This is a genomic window from Pseudomonas sp. KCJK8993 (assembly GCF_046230915.1).
GTDB classification, from domain to species: Bacteria; Pseudomonadota; Gammaproteobacteria; order Pseudomonadales; family Pseudomonadaceae; genus Aquipseudomonas; species Aquipseudomonas piscis.
Genome location: NZ_JBJJLO010000031.1, coordinates 1 through 24,882, shown reverse-complemented (window position 1 = coordinate 24,882; position 24,882 = coordinate 1). Strand labels below are relative to the sequence as shown.

The window sequence follows — 24,882 nt, the reverse complement described above, 5'->3', positions numbered from 1 at the left end:
CTTTGTCTAGGACGGTTTTCCGGCCCCGGGACCGAACCGCTGAATGACTTTTCTTTCAAGACGCAGGGCGCAATGGCCCAGGGCGGCCTTGAGTTCCTTTTCCACCATCCGTGTGGAAATGCCGAAGCGCTGGGAGATTTCCAGGTGCGGCGCCTCTTCCAGGCGCGCAGCGATGAAGATTCGCCGGCGGCGTGCCGGCAGCTCGTAAAGGGCCTTGAGCAGGATCTGGATTTCCTTCTGGCCACCCACCACCCGGGAGGGGTCCAGGGCCTCGTCGGCGACCTGCAGCAGTTCCTCGACCTCCTCGCCGGTGAGCAGGCGAGCGTCGGACTGACGCCGGTCGGCGGCGATGTTCAGGGCCATGCGATACAGGTAGGCATTGGGTTGGGCAAGGTTCGGCGGCTCCTCCATGCGGTCGACCCGCAGGTAGGTTTCATGCAGGACATCGTTGGCCAGGTCCTCCGACCCCAGGCGCCTGCGCAAGCGCACCCGGAAGTCCTCGTAGGACGTCAGGAACAGCCTGACCATCGCACTGTGCCCGGTGTTCTTCATACCCCGGAAGCTCCTTCCCATTCCTTGCAATCCATGCGTTTCCCTGTCGTGTCCGGTATCAAGAGTAAGGTCAGCGGCTGGCTCAGCGAGCTGGGTGCCTGGCGCTCGACGCGAACCTGCGCCAGGCGCTGCACCAACGCCTCGTCCCGTTGCCAGTCGCCGGTGCTAGTGACCAGGCGACTGTGCTGCACCCTGCCGTCGGCCCCCACCCACAGTTGCAGCAGGGCCCTGAAGCTTCCCGGCCGGGTCAGCGCCGAGGTGCACAAGCTGCGCTCCACCGCCCGCTGCAAGGCCGTGGCATAGCTGCTGTTGAGGCGTGTCCCGCGCCCGCCCCCCGCAGCGGGTTGCGCAGCCGGCTGGCTGGCCGGCGGCACTTGCAAGGTGAAGGCGTCGCTGCGGGCGTAACGAGCCATGAGGCCACTGCCAGCCAGCAAACGCCCGAGCCCCTCGCGAGCGTTGTAGTGTCCCTTGACCCCCACCGAACGCCGGCCTCGAGCCAACTCCCGGTCCACCAGCACCGCCATCCCCGTGGCACGACTGAACGACTCCAGGGCCTGGGCCAGGTCCTGGGCCGGAATATTCAGCGCCAGCAGGGCCTGGGAATCGACCCGGGGCGGCCCTTGCGGACTGTCCTGGGCCCCGGCTTCGGACGCTTGCAGCCACAGCGCGAACCCCAGCACACAGGTCGCCAAGCCCCCGTGCAATGAAGTCCATCGCCCGACCTGCGCTCTGCGTCGCTGCACGGCCTTCCAATCCCTGAAAAGCGTCATCCTGAGGCCAATTTATGAATCTGGTGTTACGGCCACGGCAAAAAAACCATCACTTTTTCAGCACGGTCTTTGCACTACACTCGGCCGCTATCGAAGCCCGCTTTCCCGGGCCAGCCAGGAGGCCTTGATGAAACGATTCAGTCTATATGCCGCAGGTCTGCTGCTCAGCGTCCTGCCGTGGGCGGCCCAGGCCGAGGAAGCGCGCGAGGGGTGCGTGGAGGTCAGCGTCGGCGGCTACAAGGCCCCCGACTACAACTGCCTGAGCCGGCAGATGGGCAACGATCCACAAGCGACCAAGGCTGCCCGGGCCAATGCCGAGGCGATGCGCAAGCCCGTGGAGAAACGCCCGCCGAACCAGCTCGGCCTGTCGACCCCGGCCGCCACCGGCGTGCGCATGGGCAACACCTTCGGCAACTCGGTCACCCCGCAACAGCGTCCTTGAACGACCCGAGGCTAGCGCCGATAGCCCCGGCGCCCCGTGCCCGGCCACTTGCCACAGTTCTTACCGGGCCCGCGCCAGGGCTTCGCTTCGGGCCTCGGGGTGGGCGAACTGCAACGGCTGGGCATCGAGGCACAGCGGGTCCTGCACGCCGATGAAGGCAAAGGCGGCCCGCCGTGCCGGGTTCAGCGCATCCATCCAGGCCATGAGGCTGCTCGGGCGCGGGTCGGCGCCACGGCTGGTGAGAAACCGCGCTTTCTGCCGGTTCACCTGGCCGAGGACGGGGTATCCGGGTACGTCAACTCGGTGCGGCCGCCGGAACTCCCGGGCCAGGTCCAGGCAGCCGGTTTCCAGGTCCAGCCCCTGCTCCTGCAACTGCTCGATGAAATAACGGCCCAGGGCACGGGAATCGGAACGCTCGCCCTGGGCGCTGGCGTCGATATGAAGCAACTTCATGGGACCACCTGTACCGCCAAAAAGCAGGCCATTGGCAAGCCGGATACTTATACCCGCCTGTAACTTGTTGTCGACTAGATTGCGCGACCATCTTCGGCACTAGTTCAGCAAGCAGACAGTCATGTTGCTCTATGGTGTCGAACCGCTGGCCACCGTATATTCTCGTACCCTTGGAACTAACGAGCGCATGAACAACTTGATGAGACAGGTCACCCAAAGACCTTGCCTGAGTATCTTTCTAGTAGCGCTTGCGCTGTTCATGGGTTTGCAATACAAGCCGGGGATTCTCAACTACACCACGCGCTTCGTCGACTTTGCCGACTATATGCTCCAGCACGGCATGACGCTGTTTCCCATTGCCGATGATTTACAGCCCTATCCTGACTACACCATCGCCAATACTTTCCTCATCTACTTGTCCTCTCTGCCTTTCGGTCGTTTGTCGATACTTTCGATGGGCCTGCCTTATTGCATCAGCGCGGCACTGATCCTGGTCTTCATCTACAAGTTGGGAGCGCTGCACGACAAGCAGTGGGGGTTGTACGCCGCGCTCTTTTCACTGCTGACCTGGGGGTTCCTGGATGCGGTCAACTCGCTGGCCCTGGATGTCTATCCCGCCCTGTTCAGCGTGGCGTGCTTCTACCTGGCCTACTCCGGCCAGTTGAAGCGCCAGCCCTGGCGCCTGGCCCTGGTATTCGTCGGACTGGCCCTGGGCTTCATGTTCCGCGGCCCCATCGGCCTGATCGGCCCGGCGATCGTGGTCGGCGGCTATTACCTGCTGAGCCGGCAATGGCGCACGCTGGTGCTGTTCGGCCTGGTCTCGGGACTGCTGCTTGTCGTCGGCGTAGCCTTGCTGGCCTGGGCCGCCCATGTGCAGGGCGGCCCGACCTTCATGCACGAAGTGCTGATGATGCAGGGCCTGGACCGGGTCGCCAGCGATCACAAGCCCCGTTACTACTTCTACTTCACCGGCGGCCTGATCACCTATGGCATCACCGTGTTCTTCGCCCTGAATGTCATCGCCAGGAAGTACAAGTCGTTCTTCGGCGCCCAGCGCCAGGCCGATAGCGAGCTGCTGCTTTATCTGACGCTATGGTTCGTGGCGTTGATCCTGTTCTTCACCATCCCCAACTCGAAGAAGGCTCGCTATATCGTTTCCATCACCCCCGCCATCGCCTTGCTGGCCGCCTATATCTTCGTCGACAAGAACGATATGTTCATCCGCGCCAGGAATTGGCTACTGGGGTTGTGCCTGAAGTTACCTGCCATTGGTATCGGGCTGGCCGTGGCGGTCTGGATATACAATTTTTACGCGGCCAAGCCATTGCAACCGAACTATCTCGGCGTGTTCGCTAGCTTTATCGCACTCACCGTGGTTCGTTACTTCATCGACCGCAACTACTATGTACATCCCCATCGCCAATTGATCGTCCTGGCCTATGGTGTTGCGGCGTTCCTTGCCCTGGATGCGTTCTTTTTCAACCCCATCACGTTCCACCAGGAACTGGCCATAGAACCGACACCCAAGTTCCTGCCCTACTGGTTCTGGTGAACTTGTCCCGGCTGGCCTGCAGCCAGGCAACTACACCAATGGCCGCACGGACTTACTTGGCCGCGTCATTGGGCATTTCGCGCAAGACGGTAGCCGATGCCTACGCCCTGCCGGCCCCTGAAAACGGCCTGGTGGGCAAGGTCGACCGGGGCACTTGCGCCAGTCCGCGCCCGGTCTAGGCCGAACGCAAGCAGCGTGCCCAAGACCTGGCCTGCGCCACGAGGCCCTATTGGAGCACGCGCGGGCCAGGCCACCGTGCCTCACCTGACAGGCCGGAGTCGAGCCCGTCGGCTCGCAGCATCCGGTGGGCCAGCGCCAAGCAGATCCAACCGGCCAAGCTGCTGGTGTTCAGGCTGATGGACACCCAGGATGAGGTGCTGACGCCCCCTGGAACATGGATTTTGCAAGCGCCGCTGCGCGCCTACGCAGCTTGCGGCAGCGGCGACACGCAGCAGGTTGCAAGATTTGGTAACACTACCGGATAAACACCCAGGTGAAACCCAATGGCCATCATGTTGTCCCATCGCTATCGGTAACGATCGAGACCGCCCGATCCGACTTTCGGGCCCGGCGGGTTGCGCAGCGCGCTACCCCTCTTCGAGCGACCTCGAACCTCTGTTTACCGGCGCGTGCATCCTCCCTGCGCAGAATGCCGCACCCACTCAATCAAGGCTGAAAGAGCGAACCATGAAACAGAATATTCTCCTCGTTGCCATCTGCGCCGCCCTGCTCCAGGCCTGCACGCCGGCTTCCACCTCCCATGAAGGATCGCCTTCCATGCCCGCCGCCTCGTCCACCGCTGCCCAACCGGCGCTCCCGGCCTATTACTGGAACCTGGTATCGGCCACCGATGCCTCGGGCAAACCCATCCCGGCCATGGCCAAGGGCACCCAGGGCAAGCTGCGCCTGACCTTCGGCCACCAGAGCCTGAACATCAGCGGTGGCTGCAACGGCCAGTTCGGTGGCTACACCTACCAGAACGGCGTACTGAAGGTGCAGCAACTGGCTTCGACCAAGATGGCCTGCGACAAGAGCCTGATGGAGCTGGACAGCCAGGTCGACCGTCTGTTCAAGGGTGACCTGCGCACCACCGTCACTGGTGATACCCCCGAGCCGATGCTGCAACTGACTACCCAGGATGGCTCGGTGCTCAAGTTCCAGGGCGAAGAAACCCCGGAGACCCGCTACGGCAGCCAGGGTCAGATCATGTTCCTGGAAGTGGCCGCCAAGACCGTCAAGTGCAGCCACCCACTGATCCCCAACTACCAATGCCTGCAAGTGCGCGAGCGGCGCTATGACGACGCCGGCCTGCAACTGCCGACCCAGGGCACTTGGGAGCCAATGTACGACTCGATCCAGGGCTACGAACACCATGACGGCGTGCGTACCGTGCTGCGGGTCAAGCAGTACGAGTGGAAGAACCCGCCGGCCGATGCCTCGTCACACGTCTATGTACTGGACCTGGTGGTCGAGCAGGACGCCTCGGGCAAGAGCAAGTAAGCACTGCTCTCGCCCAGCCAATACCTGGCGATCCTTATTTTGCCATCGTAGTTGTCCTTCACCCGACAAAAAGCCAAAGCGCAGCCCAAGGGCCGCGCTTTCGCCTTCAGGCGACTGTATGTCGCCAGCTCTGCTTCTGCTGGCTGCTCTTGGCAACGGAGCGGCCCTTCCTACCCCCGATCCCCAGCCATAAACGCCTCCCGCACAGACGGGACCAGTGTCACCGCATCCACGGCCTCGCCATAGGTTTGCGCGTGCTGCGGCACCACGCCCAGTGCTTCTTCCCGTTTCTTCATGACTCGCGATTGTTCGATGTGCAGCCGTCCGGCGGCGCAGGCGAAGTGTGGATCTTCAGCGACGGCCTGGAAGCGCCGTGAATGTCTGAACGCCATCGCGATCAGTTATGCCGTCTTACCCTTCCCAACAGCACGAGCACCAGGATCGCCGTCGCTGCCGCAGCCCCCGCCAAGACAAGAAGCTGAAAACGGAATGCGCCTTCATATGCCTGCAACAGCAGCGACCGTCCAGCCGTTGGCCAATGTGCCAGGGCATTGTGTAGGTCACTCATTGCCAACCGGTTGGATGCTTCGACCAAATCTGCATTCGTCATTCGCCCTGATGCGCCATTCGGCACGCAAACCACCAGCCCAGAGAGAATGTTGGCGGCCATCATGGCGCCCACGGCGGCAATGGCCATCCCGTCACCGGCCAGGCGCACCGCATTGAAGATTCCCGCAGCCATGCCCGCCCGCTCCTTGGGAACAACACTCATGGCCAAGCCATCCATCAACCCCCAGGGCAGGCCGATGCCAATGCCGATCACCAGCATCGCCAGCAAGCGCGCGCTTTGCGCACCGCCCGATAGCGTCAAGCCCAACCAGGCCAGTCCGGCTGCCGCAATGGCCAGGCCAATGCCAGACAGCACGCCGACGTTGATCCAGCGCGCCAGCACGCCGGCAATGAAGGGCACCACCAGTAGCGGCGCGGACAGCGCGATCATCATCTGCCCGGCTGCCAGTGCGCTGTATCCTTCGACCCCGATGAATCGGGCTGGCAGCATGACCAGTAACACGATGTACGCATAGGCCGGCGCAATCGCCAACACCTGCACTCCGACGAACCGGGCATTGGCGAACAGCGACAGGTCCAGCATGGGCCTGGCCTGCCGGCGTTCGATGACGACAAAGGCGGCCAGCAACATGAGCGCGCTCGTCAGGCAAGCCAGTACCCAGGCATGGCTCCAGCCTCGCTCGGGCGCAAGAATGATGCCGTAGGTCAGCACGGCCAGACCGGTGGTAAAGCTGATGGCGCCAGGCCAGTCCAGTCCCGTGGCGTCGGGGTCGCGTGTCTCGCGGGCCAATGGTGCAACGAGTGCCGATGCCAGCAAGGCGACCAGCGCCGGCAGAAAGAACACCCATTGCCACCCCAGGGTGTCGATCAGCAGTCCAGCCATGAAGGGGCCGAATGCCGCTCCAGCGCCGAAAGTCGTACCGATCAGGCTGAATGCGCGCGTGCGGGCGTGTCCATCGAACTCTTGTGTCAGTGCAGCCATCGCGCCCGCAAAAGCGGCTGCCGCGCCCAGGCCCTGAATGAGCCGCAGGATGTCGATCCAGAACACCGACGGCATGAAGGGAATGGCCGCTGTTACCAAGGCGAACAACAGCATGCCGGACAGCCAGACCCGCTTGCGCCCATAGGTGTCGGCCAGGCTGCCGGCGGCCAGTGTCGCACTGCCGTAGGCCAGGATGTAGGCGTTGATGATCCAGGTCAGCTCGACCGCGCTGCCACCCAGTGCCTGGTTGATCGAGGGAACGACCACCGCGGGGCCGGCGATGCTCAATGGAATGACGGCGGCGGTCAGGCAACCGGTGACGATCAACGGAGCTTGGCAGAATTTCGCGTCCGACTCGGACACGGTGGTGGTACTCATCGGGTATCCCTCGAAGATAGCGAGGCCATGCATGGCGCCCTCGGACTCACGGTTGCCGCGGCAATGTCGCGACCACCTTGGTGAACAATTGATGATAGAAAGGAACTAGATATGGAAAAATAGGGAAAAGATCACGATTAACATGACTATCTAGTCATCAATCGGAGCGTGAAATGGATAGCCACAGCGGCATGACGATCTTTGTGCAGGTAGCCGAATTGCGCAGCTTCGCGACAGCGGGACGGCAGTTGGGTATTTCCGCGTCGGCGGTTAGCAAGGCCGTGGCCCGGCTGGAGCAGAAGCTGGGCGTGCGCCTGTTTCAGCGCAGTACTCGCAGCGTGAGTCTCACAGCGGAAGGCGCGCTGTTCCTGGAACGCTGTCGGCGCATCCTCGCCGAAATCGCCGCGGCCGAGCATGAGTTGGCCAGCACGACGGCGACCCCGCAAGGCCGACTGCGGGTAAGCCTGCCTCTGGTCAGCGGGTTGATGTGGCCGGTGTTGTCGGCTTTTGCCAGCCATTATCCGCAAATCGAACTCGACCTGGATTTCAGCGACCGCTTGGTGGATGTCGTGGACGAAGGGTTCGATGCGGTGGTGCGCACTGGAGAGTTGAGCGACTCCCGACTGATGAGCAAACGCTTGGGCATCAGCCGCTTTGTCTGCGTGGGCGCACCCGGCTATTTCGAGCAGCACGACAGACCCGAACAGCCCGCGGACATCGCCCGACACGCTTGTCTGCTGCATCGCGTCCCAAGCACCGGCCTGCTGGAGAAATGGCGTTTGCGGCGCGGCGACGAAGACGTCGACCTGCGCCCGGCGGCAAGCATGACGAGCAACCATCTGGAGACGCTGCGGCATATGGCCATCCAGGGCCACGGTATCGCCTATCTGCCGGACTTCGCGGTCAAGGCGGCCCTCGATCGTGGAGAACTGGTGACGGTATTGGACGACTGGGCCGGTTCGTCCAGTACCTTCTGGGTATTGTGGCCCTCCAATCGGCAACTGTTGCCCAGGGTGCGGGCGTTCGTTGATTTCATGGCTGAACATCTGTTCCCGGCGGGATCATTCAGATGATTGGAAGTCCGCGTTGCCAGCCAATCTCCACGACACACCTGTGCCGTGTACCCCGGCGGCAAGCTGTTGGCCTAGGCGCTGCTCGATCACAGGCTTCCTTGGCAGCAACGAAAACCCCATGCCGTCATCAAGCATGGCCAAGCGCCCGCTGGCGAGCATGATGCAGCGCCGGTAGGTACCGGCCACGCGCTGTCAACGACCAGTGGAGCGATGCAAGGGTCGATGACAGCCTGCGCTGAGTGCGCCTTTTTCCCGAATCCATTGGTTCCTCCTGAGGAAAGGTCAGAAGATGTAAACCTTATTCAGGACGGGACAGCACCATGAAAAAAGCCCCGTATCTTGCGATACGGGGCTTTTGCGTTGCAGCGGGGTCGGTGGCTTACAGGCCCGACTGGCCGCTCATGGCCAGGTCCAGCAGTTCCCGGTTGGCCACTGCGTACATGGCGTAGTCGGTGCCGCTGGCGGCACGGATTTCCACCATCATTGCGCGCCAGCGCTCAACCATGCTCAGGTTCTGCTCAAGCCACAGGGCCACGCGGGCTTCCATGTCTTGCGGGCCATCGGCCATTTGCAGGACCGAGATGGTGATCGCCCGCTGCTGCCAGTCCACGTCGTCGCGGAAGGCTTCGCGTGCCTGGGCCTGCCAGTTGTTGGCCACCGGCAGATCGCTGATCTGCTGCAGGTACCACGGCAGGTCCAGGGCGCTGCCCACGGCGAAGTAGGCCTTGGCCACATCGGCGGCGTCGTGCCCGGTGACATCCGCGGCCTCGATGATCGGCAGCAGGGTGTACAGGTGGGTCGTACCGGCCACCATGCGTGCCAGCAACTCCGGTACGCCAGCCTCGACGTAGGCGGTGTAGCGCGACTGCCAGCCTTCACGGGTCGGACCTTCGAGCAGCTCGTCGAGCTTCAGGCCCAGGGCCGCCAGGTGCGGACCGAAATGCGCCACGTCACGGGCGGCATCCTGCTCGTTGCGACGGCTGCGCAGGAACCAGCGGGTGGCCCGACGACCCAGGCGCATCAGCTCGTCCATCAGCTCCAGCTGCACCTGTGCCGAGACCTGGTGGTCCAGGGCCTCGATCTGGCGGAACCAGTGCGGCAGGTGGAAGATGTCGCGCACGATCACATAGGCACCGGCCACGTTGGCCGGGCTCATGCCGGTGGACTCCTTCAAGCGCTGCACGAAGGTGATGCCCATGTGGTTGACCAGGTCGTTGGCGATCTGGGTGCTGACGATCTCGCGCTTCAGGCGGTGACGACGCATGGCTTCGGCGAACTTGCTGACCAGGGTCGGCGGGAACGCGGTTTCCATGTCGCGGGTCAGGTAGTCGTCGTCCGGCACCAGGGAGCCCAGCAGCTGCTCCTTGAGGTCGATCTTGCTGTAGGAGATCAGCACCGACAGCTCCGGACGGGTCAGGCCCTTGCCAGCGGCGACGCGCTCATTGAGCTGCTCTTCGCTGGGCAGGAACTCGATGGCCCGGTCCAGCTTGCCACGGCCTTCCAGGTCGCCCATCAGGCGCTTGTACTCGGCGATCCGCTCGTAGGCGCGACGCGCAGCCAGGGACAGGGCCTGGGTCTGCTTGTAGTTGTTGCCCAGGACCAGGCCCGCCACTTCGTCGGTCATGCTTGCCAGCAGCTGGTTGCGCTGCTTGTCGGTCATGTCGCCGGCCTGCACCACTTCGTTGAGCAGGATCTTGATGTTCACTTCGTGGTCGGAGCAGTCCACGCCACCGGCGTTGTCGATGAAGTCGGTGTTGGAGCCGCCGCCGTTGAGGCCGAACTCGACGCGACCCAGCTGGGTCATGCCCAGGTTGCCGCCCTCGCCCACCACCTTGCAGCGCAGTTCGTTGCCGTTGACCCGCAGGGCGTCGTTGGCCTTGTCGCCGACATCGGCGTGGCTTTCGCTGCTGGCCTTGACGTAGGTACCGATGCCGCCGTTCCACAACAGGTCCACCGGCGCCTTGAGCAAGGCGTTGAGCAGCTCGGTCGGGGTCAGCTTGTCGGCCTGGATGTCGAAGCGTTCCTTCATCTGCGGCGAAATGGCGATGCTCTTCGCGCTACGGGAGAAGATACCGCCACCCTCGGACATGATGCTGGTGTCGTAGTCGCTCCAGGCCGAGCGCGGCAGGTCGAACAGGCGCTTGCGCTCGACGAAGCTGGTGGCCGGATCCGGATTCGGGTCGACGAAGATGTGCAGGTGGTTGAACGCCGCCACCAGTTGCAGCTTGTCGGACATCAGCAGGCCGTTGCCGAACACGTCGCCGGCCATGTCGCCCACGCCCACCACGGTGATCGGGTCTTGCTGGACGTTGATGCCACGCTCGCGGAAATGACGCTGCACGCCGACCCAGGCGCCACGGGCGGTGATGCCCATCTTCTTGTGGTCGTAGCCGGCCGAGCCGCCGGAGGCGAAGGCGTCGCCGAGCCAGAAGCCGTAGTCGATGGCAATGCCGTTGGCGATGTCGGAGAAGGTCGCGGTGCCCTTGTCGGCCGCCACCACCAGGTACGGGTCATCGTCGTCGTGGCGCACCACGTTGGCCGGCGGCACCACGCCACCGTCCTTGAGGTTGTCGGTGATGTCCAGCAGGCCGGAGATGAAGATGCGGTAGCACGCTACGCCTTCGGCGGCGATCTCGTCACGGCTGCCGCCCAGCGGCAGGCGACGCGGCAGGAAGCCGCCCTTGGCGCCCACCGGCACGATCACCGAGTTCTTCACTTGCTGGGCTTTTACCAGGCCCAGGACTTCGGTACGGAAGTCTTCCTCGCGATCCGACCAGCGCAGGCCGCCGCGGGCGACGTTGCCGAAGCGCAGGTGCACGCCCTCGACCCGTGGCGAGTAGACGAAGATCTCGAACTTCGGCACCGGCTTGGGCAGCTCGGGGATCAGCTTGGGATTGAACTTGAAGCTGAAGTACGACTTGTTCTGGCCGTTGGCATCGGGCTGGTAGAAGTTGGTGCGCAGGGTGGCCTTGATCAGGTCCAGGTAGCGTCGCAGGATGCGGTCCTCGTTGAGCACCTGGACGTCGTCCAGGGCGGTGAGGATCGCCTGCTCCAGGCGCTGCTGCTTGTCGTCCAGGTCTTCCTGGGTCAGCTTGCGCGCCAGGTAGAAGCGGGTCTTGAACAACCGGGTCAGCTCGCGAGCGATGTCGGTGTGGTTGTTCAGGGTGCTGGCGATGTAGCCCAGGTCGAAACCGAGGCGGATCTGCTTCAGGTAGCGGGCATAGGCACGCAGCAGCGCCACATCGCGCCATGGCAGGCCGGCGGTCAGCACCAGGCGGTTGAAGGCATCGTTCTCGGCATCGCCGCTGACGATGTGGACGAAGGCGTCCTGCAGCGTGTCGTTGAGCTGCTGGATGTCCAGGTCCAGGCCTTCGGCGGCGGTGAAGGCGAAGTCGTGGATCCAGAACTCGCGGCCATTGTTGTGGCGCAGGCGATACGGGAACTCACCCAGGACCCGCAGGCCGAGGTTTTCCAGGATCGGCAGCACGTCGGACAGCGCCAGCGGGGTATCGGCGTGGTACAGCTTGCAGTGCAGCTCGCGCTGGCCGGTCACCTGGCCCAGGGGCTGGTAGAAGCTCATCACCAGCGGGTTGCTTTCGCTCAGGCTCAGCAGGTGCTGCATGTCCACCACCGCCGAGTGGGCGGCGAAACGCTCGCGGTAGCCGGCCGGGAAACCTTTCGGGAAGTCGGCCAGGACGTTGGTGCCGTGGGCTTCGCCGAAGCTCTCGACCACCAGGCTGGCGTAGTCGTCCTGCCAGCTGCGGCAGGCCTGCACCACTTCGCGCTCCAGCAGCAGCGGATCGATGTCGATGCGCTGTTTCGGGTCGACCCGCAGGATCAGTTGCACACGGGCAAGGACCGACTCGGAGAAGAAGGTCCAGAACTCGCAGTCGGTGGCCTGCAGGCGCTCCATCAGGACCTGCTGGATCTTCTGCCGCACTTCGGTGGAATAGATGTCGCGCGGCACGTAGGCCAGGCAGTAGCAGAAACGGCCGTACGGGTCCTTGCGCAGGAATACCCGGATCTTGTTGCGTTCCTGGATCTGCACGATGGACATCACGGTGCTGAACAGCTCGTCCACCGGCGTCTGGAACAGATCGTCACGGGGCAGCACTTCCAGGACCTGGGCCAGTTCCTTGCCCAGGTGGGCCTTGGGCTGGAAGCCGGAGCGCTGCTCGATGACCTCGACCTTGCGACGGATGTACGGGATCACCCGCACGCTCTCGCCATATACCGAGGAGGTGTAGAGGCCCATGAAGCGGCATTCCTTGATCACCTTGCCGTCGGCATCGATCTGGCGGATCGATACGAAGTCCGGGTAGGCCGGGCGATGCACGCGGCTGGGCAGCGAAGCCTTGGCGAACGACAGCGGCGTCGGTTCGCGCAGGTAGTTCACGGCGTAGTCTTCGATGTGCAGGTCGTCCCCGGTGAGGCCGGCGCGCAGCAGCTTGGCCAGGCCCAGGAAGGAGTTCGGGTCATATTCGATATGCCCGCCATCCTGGTCGGTGCCGACCACGAATTCCTCGTAGCCCAGGAAGGTGAAGTGGTTGTCCACCAGCCACTCGAGGAAGCTCTTGATCTCGGACTTCTCGTCGGCGGCGATGGCGAACTGGCTGTTGTCGATGCTCTGGATCAGCTCCTGGACCTTGGCCTTCATCGGCTCGAAGTCGGCCACGGCGACACGCACCTCGCCCAGCACCTGCTCCAGCTCCTTGCCCAGCACGCTCAGTTCGGCGGCGTTGGCGCAGCGGTCGATCTCCAGGTACATCAGCGACTCTTTCTGCACGCCTTCGCCCTGGGTGCCCTTGGGCAGGATTTCCAGCAGCTCGCCCTTGCTGCCGCGACGCACGCTGAGCACCGCGGTCTGCAGGGTGTGGATGCTGTAGCCGCGACGGTTGAGCTCGGTGCGGACCGAGTCCACCAGGAAAGGCAGGTCATGGTGCAGGACTTCCACCGCGGTGTGGGTCGACTGCCAGCCATGACGTTCGTAATCGGGGTTGTAGACGCGCACTTGCGGTTGCGCGTGATCGAAGCGCTCAAGCAGGCGCCAGGCAGAAAGGGTGCAGCCCGCCAGGTCGGACATGCGACGCTGGGTGAGTTCGTCCAGGGAAATGATGCCGAAGAATTGTTCAGCGAACAGCGCCACTTGTGGCAGTGCCTGTTCACTGATGTGCTGCGCCAGTGCCGCTTGCAGTTGATGCTGGAAGTCGGCCTTGCTGGCTGCGGTGAAGAACGCCATCTGTGGTACTCCGCTTGGGCTTGTTATTGATGGTAGCGTCGCGTATGGCCCCTTGAGGGGCGCCGGGGCATCTTGCTCCTGAATCTCGGGCAGAGGTCGCAGGATGCCAGGTGAATGAAGCTGGACGAGACGCGCAGGTCACATTCACTCCTTCCCGGGATGCGCATCGGCCAAGGCGAACGGGGCCATGCCCTGGCCGGTGATCATCACAAAACAGACGCAACCTATCGCACTTGAGAACAAATTGTCCGCTGCGCAGCTTAACGAGTGCGATGCGACAGCTGCTTGCGATGCTGCGACATATTCGGTCAACGGCACGCAACGGGTCGTTCCCGCCCAGAACAACACTAGCAGCCATGGGAGAAAAACCTTGGATTTTCCCCGCTTTCACGGGACTTACGCACCAAAAATGACCGAGACACCGATTGCGTTCACAACCTGTCCACCATCAGACAAATCAGCAGAAATTCCCCGGCGCTGGCAGAATTGCCTCTTTTGCCCTGCCCCAGGAATGCCTCCATGCAGATGACCACCGCCCACCTGATCGCCAACCCCTGCGATGACGAAGAAGACAACATGGCCATGCTCTGCTGCCACAGCACCCAGGGCGAGATGTTCCTGATGAGCCGCTATCCGGACGAGGACGAGCTGGAAATCACCCTCGACGGCGAACCCTCGACCCTGGACGGGATCAAGGTGACCCTCAGCCCCACCACCCTGCTGATCGAGATCGCCGCGACCGACACCGATGCCCTCAACGGCTCGGACCACCTGCACATCCACCACGCCACCAGCGCCGCCGACCTGGCCGAAGTGGAGTTGACCCTCAAGAACATCCTCAAGGGCACCGGCACCTACATCAGCCAGCTCTGATACCCCCGGACAACGGCCGCTGCGCGCCCGGGCGCGGCCTCGCAAGCTCGACAGCGGCTACAGGCCCACGTCCCAGTTTCAGGTAGCCCGGGCTTCGTGTAGCCGCTGCCGCAGGCCGCGCATGCCCGCCTGGCGGGCACCAGGCTCCCGTCGTGCCAGCCGCCTTGGGAAAAAGCCGGGATTTTTTCGAAATCGCTCTTTCCCCGTTAGTCGGCGGGGCCCGCTATGGATTAAAGTATCGCCCCCAGCCCGGGCGTTATCACCACGTCCAGGCGCACCCTCTCCAGGAACAGTCACCGATGGAACATCGTGAAGCGCTATTGGCGCTGCGAACCTTTCTTTCAACGCAGATCCTTGGCCAGGACAAACTCATCGAGCGCTTGCTCATCGCCCTGCTCGCCGATGGCCACATGCTGGTCGAGGGTGCTCCGGGTCTGGCCAAGACCAAGGCCATCAAGGAGTTGGCCGACGGCGTCGAAGCACAGTTCCATCGGATCCAGTTCACCCCCGACCTGCTGCCCGCCGACATCACCGGCACCGAGATCTATCGCCCGGAAACCGGCAGCTTCGTGTTCCAGCAAGGCCCGATCTTCCACAACCTGGTGCTGGCGGACGAAATCAACCGCGCCCCGGCCAAGGTCCAGTCGGCGCTGCTGGAGGCCATGGCCGAGCGCCAGGTCAGCGTCGGGCGCAGCACCTATGAACTGTCGCCACTGTTCCTGGTGATGGCGACCCAGAACCCCATCGAGCAGGAAGGCACCTACCCGCTGCCCGAAGCCCAGCTCGACCGCTTCCTGATGCACGTCAAGATCGGCTTCCCGGATGCTGCGGTAGAGCGCCGGATCCTCCAGCAGGCCCGGGGCGAGGCCTTGAACGGCGAGACCCTGCCCGAGCGCCGGGTCAGCCAGCAGGCGATCTTCGCCGCCCGCAAGGAAATCCTCGGCCTGTACATGGCCGACGCGGTAGAGGAATACCTGGTGCAACTGGTGATGGCCACCCGCACCCCGGGCAAGTTCGACCCGGAGCTGGCCGAGTGGATCGCCTACGGCGCCAGCCCCCGCGGCTCCATCGCCCTGGACCGCTGCGCGCGGGCCCACGCCTGGCTGGCCGGGCGCGACTTCGTCAGCCCCGAGGACATCCAGGCGGTGCTGTTCGACGTGTTGCGCCATCGCATCATCCTGTCCTTCGAAGCAGAAGCGGCCGGCATCGACCAGGACCGTGTGGTACAGCGCATCCTCGACGTCGTTGCCGTCGCCTGACCTCCATGACCCACGCCAGCGCCGAACCCGGCATCCGCATCACCCTCGGTGAATTGATCGAGATGCGCCACCGCGTGCGCGAGGTGCAGCTGTTCTCCACCCCCAGCCAGCGCAGCCCACTGGTGGGGCTGCATCATTCCAAGCTGCGCGGGCGCGGGGTGGACTTCGACCAGGTACGGGTCTACCAGGCCGGCGACGACGTGCGCACCATCGACTGGCGCGTCACCGCACGGACCCAGGAACCCCACACCAAGTTGTTCCATGAAGAGCGCGAGCGACCGATCTTCATCATGGTCGAGCAGAGCCGCCAGCTGTTCTTCGGCTCCGGGCTGATGTTCAAGTCGGTACTCGCCGCCCAGGCCGCGAGCCTGATCGGCTGGGCCGCCCTGGGCCACAACGACCGGGTCGGTGGCCTGGTCTTTGGCGACGACGAGCACTACGAGATCAAGCCCCGGCGCAGCAAGCAGAGCCTGCTGCAACTGCTCAACCGCCTGGTGCGGGTCAACCAGTCGCTGCACGCCGATGCCCAGCCCCAGCGCGACGCCCTGGGCACCGCCCTGCTGCGCGGCCGCGAAGTGCTGCGCCCTGGCAGCCTGGTGATCGTGATCTGCGACGAACGAGCGCTGAGCGATGCCGCCGAGCAACAACTGAGCCTGCTGTCGCGTCATTGCGACCTGCTGCTGATGCCGCTGTCCGACCCCCTGGACCACGCCCTGCCCGCCGCCGGCCTGATGCGTTTCGCCGAGCGCGGCGCGCAGCTGGAACTCGATACCCTGAGCTATGAGCTGCGCCAGGCCTACCGCGCCCAGAGCGAGGCGCGCATCGCCCGCTGGGAGCGCCTGGCGCAGAAGCTGCGGGTCCTGCTGATGCCCCTGAGTACCCAGAGCGAGATGGTCGAGCAACTGCGCGAGTACCTCAACCCGCAGCGTCCGGGAGCCGGCCGATGAGCAGCCTGGAACAACTGCAACCCCTGCTGCTGCCGCCATCGGTGGGGCTGTGGCCACCGGCGCCGGGCTGGTGGCTGCTGGCCGTGCTGCTGCCGGCCCTGGCCTTCGCCCTCTGGCACTGGCGCCACCTGTGGCCACGCAAGAAGGCCCCGAGCCGCGCCGAACAGCCCCTGGACCCGGTGCGCCTGGCCGCCCTGGCGGAACTGGCGCTGCTGCCCAAACCCTACGACGGCGCCCCGGCCGGGGCCTGGCTGCAAGCGCTCAACGGGCTGCTCAAGCGCCTGTGCCGCAACCACTACCCCAACAGCCAGAGCCATACCCTCAATGGCCGCAAGTGGCTGGCGTTCCTCGACAACCGCTGCCCGGCCGCCGGCCTGACCCGCTGGATGGTGCTGGTCGAAGGCGCCTACAAGCCCGAGTGCAAGCTCGACGACAAAGCCATCGCCGGCCTGACCCAGGCGGTGGACACCTGGATTCGCAAGCATGTTTGAGTTCGCCTGGCCGTGGATCTTCGCCCTGTTGCCGCTGCCCTGGCTGCTGCGCCTGGTGCTGCCGGTGGCCGACAGCGGCGAGCCGGCGCTCAAGGTCAGCTTCCTCGGCGACCTGGAGGGCCTGGCCCGGCGCCGCGCCCGGGCCAACCTGCCGGCCTGGCGCCAGCAGGCGCGCTTCATCCTGCTGTGGGTCCTGCTCCTGCTGGCGGCGGCACGTCCGCAATGGCTGGGCGAACCGCTGCCGGTGGCGGCCAGCGGTCGCGACCTGCTGGTGGCGGTGGACGTCTCCGGCTCCATGGACTTCCCCGACATGCAGTGGCAGGACGAGGACGTCAGCCGCCTGGGCCTGGTCAAGCACCTCCTGGGCGATTTTCTCGAACACCGCGAGGGCGACCGGGTGGGCCTGATCCTGTTCGGCAGCAAGGCCTACCTGCAGGCGCCCCTGACCTTCGACCGGCACACCGTGCGGGTCTGGCTGGATGAGGCGAAGATCGGCATCGCCGGCAAGAACACCGCCATCGGCGACGCCATTGGCCTGGCCCTCAAACGCCTGCGCCAGCGCCCGGCCCAGAGCCGGGTGCTGATCCTGGTCACCGATGGCGCCAACAATGGCGGCCAGATCGCCCCCATCACCGCGGCGCGCCTGGCCGCCGAGGAAGGCGTGAAGATCTACCCGATCGGCATCGGCGCCGACCCGGACCAGAGCGCCACCCTGGGCATCCTCGGCATCAACCCGAGCCTGGACCTGGACGAGCCGGCGCTCAAGGAGCTGGCCGAGGTCACCGGCGGGCGCTACTTCCGCGCCCGCGACGGCCAGGAGCTGGCGGCCATCAAGGACACCCTCGACCAGCTGGAGCCGGTGGCCCAGCAACCGACCCAGGCCCGTCCGGCCCAGGCCCTGTACCACTGGCCCCTGGCCGCGGCCCTGCTGCTCAGCGTATTGCTGGTGCTGCGCGAACGCTGGCCGCACAACCCCCTGCAACGCTTGCTTACCCAGGAGCATTTCCTGCAACCCTTGCCTCACTGGCGGCAACGCCTCAAGCGCCTGCGTCTGCGGAGGCGTCGATGATCGGACTCTGGCCCCATTGGTTCCGGCCCTGGTGGTTGCTGGTATTGCCACTGCTGGCCCTGCTGCTGTGGAAGCTCTGGCACCGGCAAAAACGCGCCGGCCGCTGGCAGATGATCCTGCCACCGGCCTTCCATGCCGCCCTGCTCAGCGGCGGCAACGGCCGCGAGAGCAAGCTGCCCTGGATCGCCCTGGGCCTGGCCTGGCTGCTGGCGGTACTCGCGCTGCTGGGGCCCAGCTGGCAGCGGGTCGAGCAAACCAGCCAGAAACCCGCCGACCCGCTGGTGGTGCTGCTGGAACTGACGCCACAGATGCTCGCCGGCGACGTACCGTCCAACCGCCTGGACCAGGCCCGGCACAAGCTGCTGGACCTGTTGGCCCTGCGCAGCGACGCCCAGACCGCTATCGTGGTCTATGCCGGCAGCGCCCACACCCTGGTGCCGTTGTCCGATGACCTGGCCACCAGCCGCAACCTGCTCGATGCCCTCAAGCCGTCGATCATGCCCGAGGCCGGCCAGCGCGCCGACCTGGCCCTGCGCAAGGCCCTCAAGCTGCTGGACCAGGGCGCCCTCGGCCAGGGGCGGGTGCTGCTGCTGGCCTCGTCCCTCAGCGAACAGGAGCGCCAGGGCATTCGCCAGGCCCTGGACGGCGATGGCCCGCAGTTGCTGATGCTGGGTATTGGCAGCCGCGACGGGGCTCCGGTGCCGCTGGACGATGGCAGCTACCTCAAGGACGACCAGGGCGCGATCCTGGTCTCGCGCCTGGACAGCCCCGGGCTCAAGCAATTCATCGGCGAAGTCGGCGGGCGCTATCGCCAGGCCCGCCTGGACGACAACGACCTGCGCGGCCTGGGCTTGCTGGGCGGTCCCCGGGGCGTGCGCGACGACGGCCAGACCCTGCGCCTGGACACCTGGGCCGACCAGGGCTATTGGCTGCTGTTGCCACTGTTGCTGCTGGCCGCCTGCGCCGGGCGCCGGGGTTGGTTGTTCTGCCTGCCGCTGTTGTGCCTGGGCCTGCCCCAACCCAGCTACGCCCTGGACTTCAACGACCTGTGGCTGCGTCCGGACCAGCAAGGCGAGCGCCTGCTGCAGCAACAGCGCCCGGCCGAGGCCGCGCGGCACTTCCAGGACCGCCAATGGCAGGGCGTGGCCTTGTACGAGGCCGGCAACTACACTGCCGCCGCCGAGCGCTTCGCCGAAGGCAACGACGCCCGCGCCCATTACAATCGTGGCAACGCCCTGGCCCATGGCGGCGAGCTGGAAGCCGCCATCGACGCCTATGAGCAAGCGCTGGAACTGCAGCCCGAGCTGCTACCGGCACAGCAGAACCTGGCCCTGGTCCGGCAACTGCTGCAACAGCAGCGGGCAGCGGAGCCCCTGCCAGAGGTGAAACCGCAGAGCCCGGAGGCCGAGGACAATGCCCGGCCCGAATCCGGCAGCACCGCCAGCACGCCAGTACCGGGTAGCGAGACGCCACCGGCGTCCGCCAGCAACCCACCAGGTCCCGGAGACGCGACCCAGGCCGACCCGCAAGTGCCCGGCCACAGCGAAGTACCCGGCAGCGAGCTGGACGATGCCCACACCACCACTCCCTTGCGCCCGGTGGACGACAGCCTGGACGCTGAACACCAACAGGCACTGGAGCAATGGTTGCGCAAGATCCCGGACGACCCGGGAGAACTGCTCAGGCGTAAATTCTGGTACGAACAGCAAACCCATCAGGATCAGGGAAAAACTCGATGACTCGCTGCACCGCCCTTCTGCTTGCCCTCGCCTGCTGGACCGCGCAGTCCCAGGCTGCCGGGCTGCTCGCCAGCCTGGACCGTAGCCAGGTGAACGCCGGGGAGACCGTCGAGCTGACCCTTGAATCCACCGACGTCACCCAATTCGGCAAGCCGGACCTCGCGCCCCTGCAAGCGCAGTTCGAAGTCCGCGGCACGCGCCAGGTCAACCAGCTCAACAGCCTGGGCGACAGTCACGCCAGCACCCGCTGGATCGTCACCCTGCTGCCGCGCCACACCGGCACCCTGGCCATCGAGCCGCTGCAACTGGGCGAACTGCACAGCCAGGCCCTGAGCCTGCAGGTCAATGCCAGCCCCGAGCAGGACCAGCAGGCGCACCTGGAGCCGGTGTTCATCGACGCCGAGCTGGACCAGCCCAAGGTCTATGTCCAGGCCCAGGCCCTGCTGACCCTGCACGTCTATCACTCGGTGCCGCTGTTCGACGACAGCAGCCTCAGTCCATTGCAACTCGGCGATGCCCGGGTCGAACAACTGGGCGAAGCGCGCACCTACGAGAAGCTGATCAATGGCGTGCGCCACGGCGTGATCGAGATGCGCTATGCGATCTATCCCCAGCACAGCGGCGTCCTGCAGATCCCCGCGCTGACCTTCAGCGCCACCCTGGCCAACCCCGGTACCGGCCAGGACACCACGCCCCCGGCTGCCCGGCCCGGCAAGCTGATCCACGTCAGCTCGGCCGAGATGGACCTGCCCGTGATGGCCAAGCCGGCGGCCTACCCCGCCGACGTCCCCTGGCTGCCGGCGCGCAGCCTGAGCCTGGGCGAGAGCTGGAGCCCCGAGCCCGAACATCCCCAGGTCGGCGACTCCCTGACCCGCAGCCTGACCCTGCGCGCCGAAGGCCTGTCCAGCGCCCAGCTGCCGCCTCTGCCCGTGGCCGAGATCAACGGCCTGCGCAGCTATCCGGACCAACCGCAGTTGAACAACCAGCAGGTCGAGCAAGGCGTGCTGGGCATCCGCGAAGAGCGCCAGGCCCTGGTGCCGACCCGCACCGGCAACGTCGAGCTACCAGCCCTGGAAGTCACCTGGTGGAACACCCAGGCCGATCGCCTGGAAACCAGCCGCCTGCCGGCCCGCACCCTGCAGGTGGCGGACAACCCGAACCTGGTGGTGGACGCCCCGGCCAGTACCGCCCAGGCCGGCCCGGCCAGCGACAGCCTGTGGTTGTGGCAACTGAGCACCCTGCTGCTGGCCTGCACCACCCTCTTGGGCTTCGGCTTGTGGTGGCGTGCCCGCTCCCAGCCGGCGGTGGCCCGGGTGGTGCAGAGCGGCCCCAGCCCGCGTTCGCTGCTGGACGACCTCAAGCGCGCCTGCCAGGCCAACGATCCCCAGGCCACCCGCCAGGCCCTGGACGCCTGGGCCCGCCAGCAGCCCGAGACCCTGGCCGAGATGGCGGCACGCTTCGTCCCGCTGTCCGATGCCCTGGACGGCCTCAACGGCGCCCTCTACAGCGAGAGCGGCCAGTACTGGCAAGGCGAGGAACTGTGGCGGGCGATCCGTGCCATTCCCACCGCCGAGCGGGTCCAGGCGCCCCAGGCCGATACCATCAGCCTGCCGCCGCTCTATCCCAAATAAATGCAGCTGCATGGCCCAAGCGACAAGAACCGCTTGAGCCTGCAGCTTGCCACTTGCAGCTGGTAGCTGCTTTTCCTGGAGTTTGCCTTGCGTCTGTTTCACACCTCCGACTGGCACCTGGGCCAGAACCTCCATGGCCAGGAGCGCGACTTCGAACACGCCTGCTTCCTCGAGTGGCTGTTGCGCCAGCTCAAGCACGAGCAGCCGGACGCGCTGCTGATCGCCGGCGATATCTTCGACACCGTCAACCCACCGGTCAAAGCCCAGGAGCGGCTGTACGACTTCATCGTCAGCGCCCACGAGCAGCAACCGGGCCTGAGCATCGTGATGATCGCCGGCAACCACGACTCCGGCTCGCGCATCGAACTGCCTGCGCCATTGATGCGCCGCCTGCGCGCCCATGCCCTGGGCCGGGTGCTGTGGCTCGATGACGGCCAGCTGGATGCCGGGCGCCTGCTGTTGCCGCTGACCGATGCCTGCGGCAAGGTCGCGGCCTGGTGCCTGGCCCTGCCCTTCCTGCGGCCGGCGGAAGTCACCGGCCGCCATCTGGGCGAGGACTACCTCCAGGGCATCGCCCAGGTCCATGAGTGGTTGATTGCCGCCGCCGAGGAACGCCGCCAACCGGGCCAGGCCCTGATTGCCGTGAGCCACGCGCACATGGCCGGCGGCGCGGTCTCCGAGGACTCCGAGCGCAGCCTGGTGATCGGCAACGCCGAGGCCCTGCCGGCCAGCCTGTTCGGCCCGCAGATCAGCTACGTGGCCCTGGGGCACCTGCACAAGCCGCAGAAGGTCAATGGCGAGGAACGCATCCGCTACAGCGGCTCGCCGATCCCGCTGTCGTTCTCCGAGATCGACTACAAGCACCAGATCCTCGACATTCGCCTGGACGGTGAGCAGTTGCTCAGCGTCGAACCGCGGCTGATCCCCCGGGCCGTCAACCTGCAACGCCTGGGCCCGGCACCGCTGGGCGAGATCCTGGCCCAGCTCGGCGCCCTGCCAGACATCGACCTGCTGGCCGAGGAACAGCGCCAGCCCTGGCTGGAAGTGCGCATACGCCTGGACGAACCGCAGCCGGACCTGCGCCAACAGGTGGAGAACGCCCTGCAAGGCAAGGCCGTGCGCCTGGTGCGGATCGCCGCCGAATACGCCGGTAGCGCCAGTGGCGACAGCGAGGACGGCATGCCCGGGCTGATCGAACTGGATCAACTGAGCCCCGAAGAACTGTTCCGCCGGGCCTGGCGCGATGCCTACGCCAGCGAGGCGGACGAACAGACCCTCAAGGATTTCGCCCTGCTGTTGCAGGACGTCCAGCACGAAGGTGAGCAGCCATGAAGATCCTGGCCATCCGCCTGAAGAACCTGGCCTCCCTGGCCGGCCCGTTCGAGATCGACTTCAGCGCCGAACCCCTGGCCAGCGCCGGCCTGTTCGCCATCACCGGCCCCACCGGCGCCGGCAAGAGCACCCTGCTCGACGCCTTGTGCCTGGCGCTGTTCGGCGCCGTGCCGCGGCTGAACAACATCGCCAAGGAAAACAAGGTCCCGGATGTCGACAGCGACATTTCCACCAGCGATCCGCGCACGCTGTTGCGCCGGGGCACCGGCAGCGGCTACGCCGAGGTGGATTTCGTCGGCATCGACAGCCGTCGCTACCGCGCTCGCTGGGAAACCAACCGCGCCCGGGACAAGGCCAACGGCAAGCTGCAAGGCAGCCGCCAGAGCCTCACCGACCTGGACGACGGGCAACTGCTGAGCAACCAGAGCAAAGCCGAATACAAGCAGTTGATCGAAGCGCGCCTGGGGCTCAACTTCGAACAGTTCACCCGCGCGGTGATGCTGGCCCAGAGCGAGTTCAGCGCCTTCCTCAAGGCCGACGACAAGGAGCGCAGCGAGCTGTTGGAAAAGCTCACCAACACGGCGATCTACAGCCAGCTGGGCAAGCGCGCCTTCAGCAAGGCCAAGGAAGCCGACGAAGCGCACAAGGCCCTCACTGCCCAGGCCAGCGGCGTCGCCCCGCTGCCAGCCGAGGAACGTGCCGAACTGGACCAGCAACTGGGCGCCGCCCGTGACCAGCTCAAGGCCCGGCAACTGCAACTCAAGCAGCTGGAGGCCCAGCACGGCTGGCTCAAGGAATTGCGCCAGTGGCAGGAGGCCCGGCACAGCGCCGCCGAGCAGTTGCAGGAAGCCGAGGCAGAGGCGCAGGTCCTGGCCCCCGAACGCCTGCGCCTGGAGCGCCTGGAGCAGTTGGCGCCGCAGCGCCATCAGTTCCTGCGCCAGGTCGAACTGACCGCGACCCTCGTACCTCTGCAACGGCAGATCGAGCAGCAACAGGCGCAACAAGCGCAGTTGCAGCAGCAACAAGAACAACGACAGCAGCAGGTCCAGGACAGTAGCGCCAGCCTGGCCCAGGCCCAGGAGCAATCCAGCGCCAAGGCGCCGCTGCTGCGCGAAGCCTTTGCCGAACAAGGCAACCTGCAACGCCTGGAGCAGGAGCTGGCCCAGGCCACCCAGGCCCGGGAGCGCGCCGAGCAGGCCAGCACCCAGGGCCAGCAGGACATCCAGCACTTGCAGGAGCAGCAACGCCTGGTGGCCGAGCGCCTGGAGCGGATCGCCGGGCAACTGCAGCACAGCGCCACCCTCGCGCCGCTGAGCGAGGCCTGGGATGCCCATCGCGGGCGCTTGCAGCAGCTGGTGCAGATCGGTAATCGCCTGAACCAGGGCCAGGCGGAGCTGCCAGGCCTGGAACAGCGTGCCGAGACCGCCGCCCGCCAGCTGGGCGAGCAGCGCGCGCAGCTGGAGCTGCTGTACCGCGAGGCCGGCGCCGAGCCCCAGGCCGTGGCCGAACAGATCCAACTGCTGGGCACCCTGCTCCAGGACAACCGCAAGCAGCAACGTTCGCTCGAGGACCTGGCCCGGCTCTGGGCCCAGCAGCAGGAGCTGGAGCAACGCACCCAGGCCCTGCAGGACAAGCAACAAACGGCGGCCATCGAGCGCGACGCGCTGACCAAGGCCGGTATCCAGGCCAAGGCCGACCTGGCGGTAGCCGAGCAGACCCTGAGCGTGACCCAGGCCCTGCTGGAGCGCCAGCGCCTGGCCCGCAGCGCCAGCGTGGAAGAGTTGCGCGCGCAGCTGCAGGACGATCAGCCATGCCCAGTGTGCGGCAGCGTCGAGCACCCGTATCACCAACCCGAGGCCCTGTTGCAGAGCCTTGGGCGCCATGACCAAAACGAAGAGGCCGCCGCCCGCAAGGCCGTGGATGGGCTCAGGGAGCAACTGGCGGAACTGCGCGCCCAGGTTCAGGGCCTGATCGCCCAGCAGAAAGACCTGCTACAGCAACAGGAACAACTGGCCACCCAACAACAGGCC

20 protein-coding genes and 1 pseudogene are annotated in these 24,882 nt (G+C 65.5%); 15 read left to right on the top strand and 6 right to left on the bottom strand.

What is annotated here, in order from left to right; all coding sequences use genetic code 11:
• Positions 1-6: 6 nt before the first annotated feature.
• The gene (locus tag ACK6AU_RS12695; RefSeq protein WP_053129044.1) at positions 7-552 is read right to left on the bottom strand and encodes a sigma-70 family RNA polymerase sigma factor; all 546 of its coding nucleotides are present in this window, start codon (positions 550-552) and stop codon (positions 7-9) included.
• Complete coding sequence (locus ACK6AU_RS12690) at positions 549-1,244, bottom strand: STN domain-containing protein (RefSeq protein WP_409299523.1); 696 nt, start codon at positions 1,242-1,244, stop codon at positions 549-551. Before ACK6AU_RS12690 ends, ACK6AU_RS12695 begins: the two co-directional genes overlap by 4 nt.
• A gap of 205 nt (positions 1,245-1,449) precedes the next feature.
• On the opposite strand from ACK6AU_RS12690, the gene ACK6AU_RS12685 reads away from it, so the two are divergent.
• Positions 1,450-1,764, top strand: coding sequence for a hypothetical protein (locus ACK6AU_RS12685; RefSeq protein WP_185698686.1), 315 nt, complete (start codon positions 1,450-1,452; stop codon positions 1,762-1,764).
• A gap of 60 nt (positions 1,765-1,824) precedes the next feature.
• Here ACK6AU_RS12685 and ACK6AU_RS12680 read toward each other — a convergent pair whose 3' ends face one another.
• Entirely contained in the window at positions 1,825-2,217 is a 393-nt protein-coding gene (locus ACK6AU_RS12680) for a hypothetical protein (protein WP_409299512.1), read from the bottom strand.
• A gap of 199 nt (positions 2,218-2,416) precedes the next feature.
• On the opposite strand from ACK6AU_RS12680, the gene ACK6AU_RS12675 reads away from it, so the two are divergent.
• From ACK6AU_RS12675 to ACK6AU_RS12660, 4 genes are all read left to right on the top strand, one after another.
• The gene (locus ACK6AU_RS12675) at positions 2,417-3,769 is read left to right on the top strand and encodes a glycosyltransferase family 39 protein (RefSeq protein ID WP_409299511.1); all 1,353 of its coding nucleotides are present in this window, start codon (positions 2,417-2,419) and stop codon (positions 3,767-3,769) included.
• Between the two features lie 38 nt (positions 3,770-3,807).
• Positions 3,808-3,948: a hypothetical protein gene (locus ACK6AU_RS12670; protein ID WP_409299510.1), complete on the top strand. Its 141-nt coding sequence runs from the start codon at positions 3,808-3,810 to the stop codon at positions 3,946-3,948.
• 508 nt (positions 3,949-4,456) lie between these two features.
• Positions 4,457-5,269 (top strand): DUF4377 domain-containing protein, encoded by an 813-nt coding sequence (locus ACK6AU_RS12665; protein ID WP_409299509.1) that lies wholly within the window; start codon positions 4,457-4,459, stop codon positions 5,267-5,269.
• 254 nt (positions 5,270-5,523) lie between these two features.
• Entirely contained in the window at positions 5,524-5,646 is a 123-nt protein-coding gene (locus ACK6AU_RS12660; protein ID WP_409299525.1) for a hypothetical protein, read from the top strand.
• A 20-nt stretch (positions 5,647-5,666) separates the two neighbouring features.
• Here ACK6AU_RS12660 and ACK6AU_RS12655 read toward each other — a convergent pair whose 3' ends face one another.
• Positions 5,667-7,199, bottom strand: a complete 1,533-nt coding sequence (locus ACK6AU_RS12655) for an MFS transporter (protein WP_409299508.1) — start codon at positions 7,197-7,199, stop codon at positions 5,667-5,669.
• A 173-nt stretch (positions 7,200-7,372) separates the two neighbouring features.
• Here ACK6AU_RS12655 and ACK6AU_RS12650 point away from each other — a divergent pair, with 173 nt between their 5' ends.
• Complete coding sequence (locus ACK6AU_RS12650) at positions 7,373-8,272, top strand: LysR family transcriptional regulator (protein ID WP_185698679.1); 900 nt, start codon at positions 7,373-7,375, stop codon at positions 8,270-8,272.
• Here the strand turns inward: ACK6AU_RS12650 and ACK6AU_RS12645 are convergent.
• Positions 8,261-8,464 (bottom strand): annotated as a pseudogene (locus tag ACK6AU_RS12645) (DUF3363 domain-containing protein); the annotation flags it as partial. The gene ACK6AU_RS12650 and the pseudogene ACK6AU_RS12645 overlap by 12 nt on opposite strands.
• A gap of 187 nt (positions 8,465-8,651) precedes the next feature.
• The gene (locus ACK6AU_RS12640; protein ID WP_185698678.1) at positions 8,652-13,511 is read right to left on the bottom strand and encodes an NAD-glutamate dehydrogenase; all 4,860 of its coding nucleotides are present in this window, start codon (positions 13,509-13,511) and stop codon (positions 8,652-8,654) included.
• 519 nt (positions 13,512-14,030) lie between these two features.
• Here ACK6AU_RS12640 and ACK6AU_RS12635 point away from each other — a divergent pair.
• The 9 genes from ACK6AU_RS12635 to ACK6AU_RS12595 form a co-directional block, all read left to right on the top strand.
• Positions 14,031-14,384 (top strand): hypothetical protein, encoded by a 354-nt coding sequence (locus tag ACK6AU_RS12635; protein WP_185698677.1) that lies wholly within the window; start codon positions 14,031-14,033, stop codon positions 14,382-14,384.
• A gap of 299 nt (positions 14,385-14,683) precedes the next feature.
• Positions 14,684-15,643 (top strand): MoxR family ATPase, encoded by a 960-nt coding sequence (locus ACK6AU_RS12630; RefSeq protein ID WP_022644092.1) that lies wholly within the window; start codon positions 14,684-14,686, stop codon positions 15,641-15,643.
• A gap of 5 nt (positions 15,644-15,648) precedes the next feature.
• On the top strand, positions 15,649-16,590 hold the full coding sequence (locus tag ACK6AU_RS12625) for a DUF58 domain-containing protein (protein WP_022644091.1): 942 nt from the start codon (positions 15,649-15,651) through the stop codon (positions 16,588-16,590).
• Positions 16,587-17,081: a DUF4381 domain-containing protein gene (locus ACK6AU_RS12620; RefSeq protein ID WP_409299507.1), complete on the top strand. Its 495-nt coding sequence runs from the start codon at positions 16,587-16,589 to the stop codon at positions 17,079-17,081. The genes ACK6AU_RS12625 and ACK6AU_RS12620 overlap by 4 nt, the downstream gene beginning before the upstream one ends.
• Positions 17,074-18,150 (top strand): vWA domain-containing protein, encoded by a 1,077-nt coding sequence (locus tag ACK6AU_RS12615; protein ID WP_409299506.1) that lies wholly within the window; start codon positions 17,074-17,076, stop codon positions 18,148-18,150. Before ACK6AU_RS12620 ends, ACK6AU_RS12615 begins: the two co-directional genes overlap by 8 nt.
• Positions 18,147-19,889: a VWA domain-containing protein gene (locus tag ACK6AU_RS12610; RefSeq protein ID WP_409299505.1), complete on the top strand. Its 1,743-nt coding sequence runs from the start codon at positions 18,147-18,149 to the stop codon at positions 19,887-19,889. The genes ACK6AU_RS12615 and ACK6AU_RS12610 overlap by 4 nt, the downstream gene beginning before the upstream one ends.
• Entirely contained in the window at positions 19,886-21,520 is a 1,635-nt protein-coding gene (locus ACK6AU_RS12605) for a BatD family protein (protein WP_409299504.1), read from the top strand. Before ACK6AU_RS12610 ends, ACK6AU_RS12605 begins: the two co-directional genes overlap by 4 nt.
• Positions 21,521-21,607: 87 nt before the next feature.
• On the top strand, positions 21,608-22,852 hold the full coding sequence (locus ACK6AU_RS12600) for an exonuclease SbcCD subunit D C-terminal domain-containing protein (RefSeq protein ID WP_409299503.1): 1,245 nt from the start codon (positions 21,608-21,610) through the stop codon (positions 22,850-22,852).
• On the top strand, positions 22,849-24,882 hold a 2,034-nt coding region (locus ACK6AU_RS12595), incomplete at its 3' end, for an AAA family ATPase (RefSeq protein ID WP_409299502.1). The genes ACK6AU_RS12600 and ACK6AU_RS12595, both read left to right, overlap by 4 nt.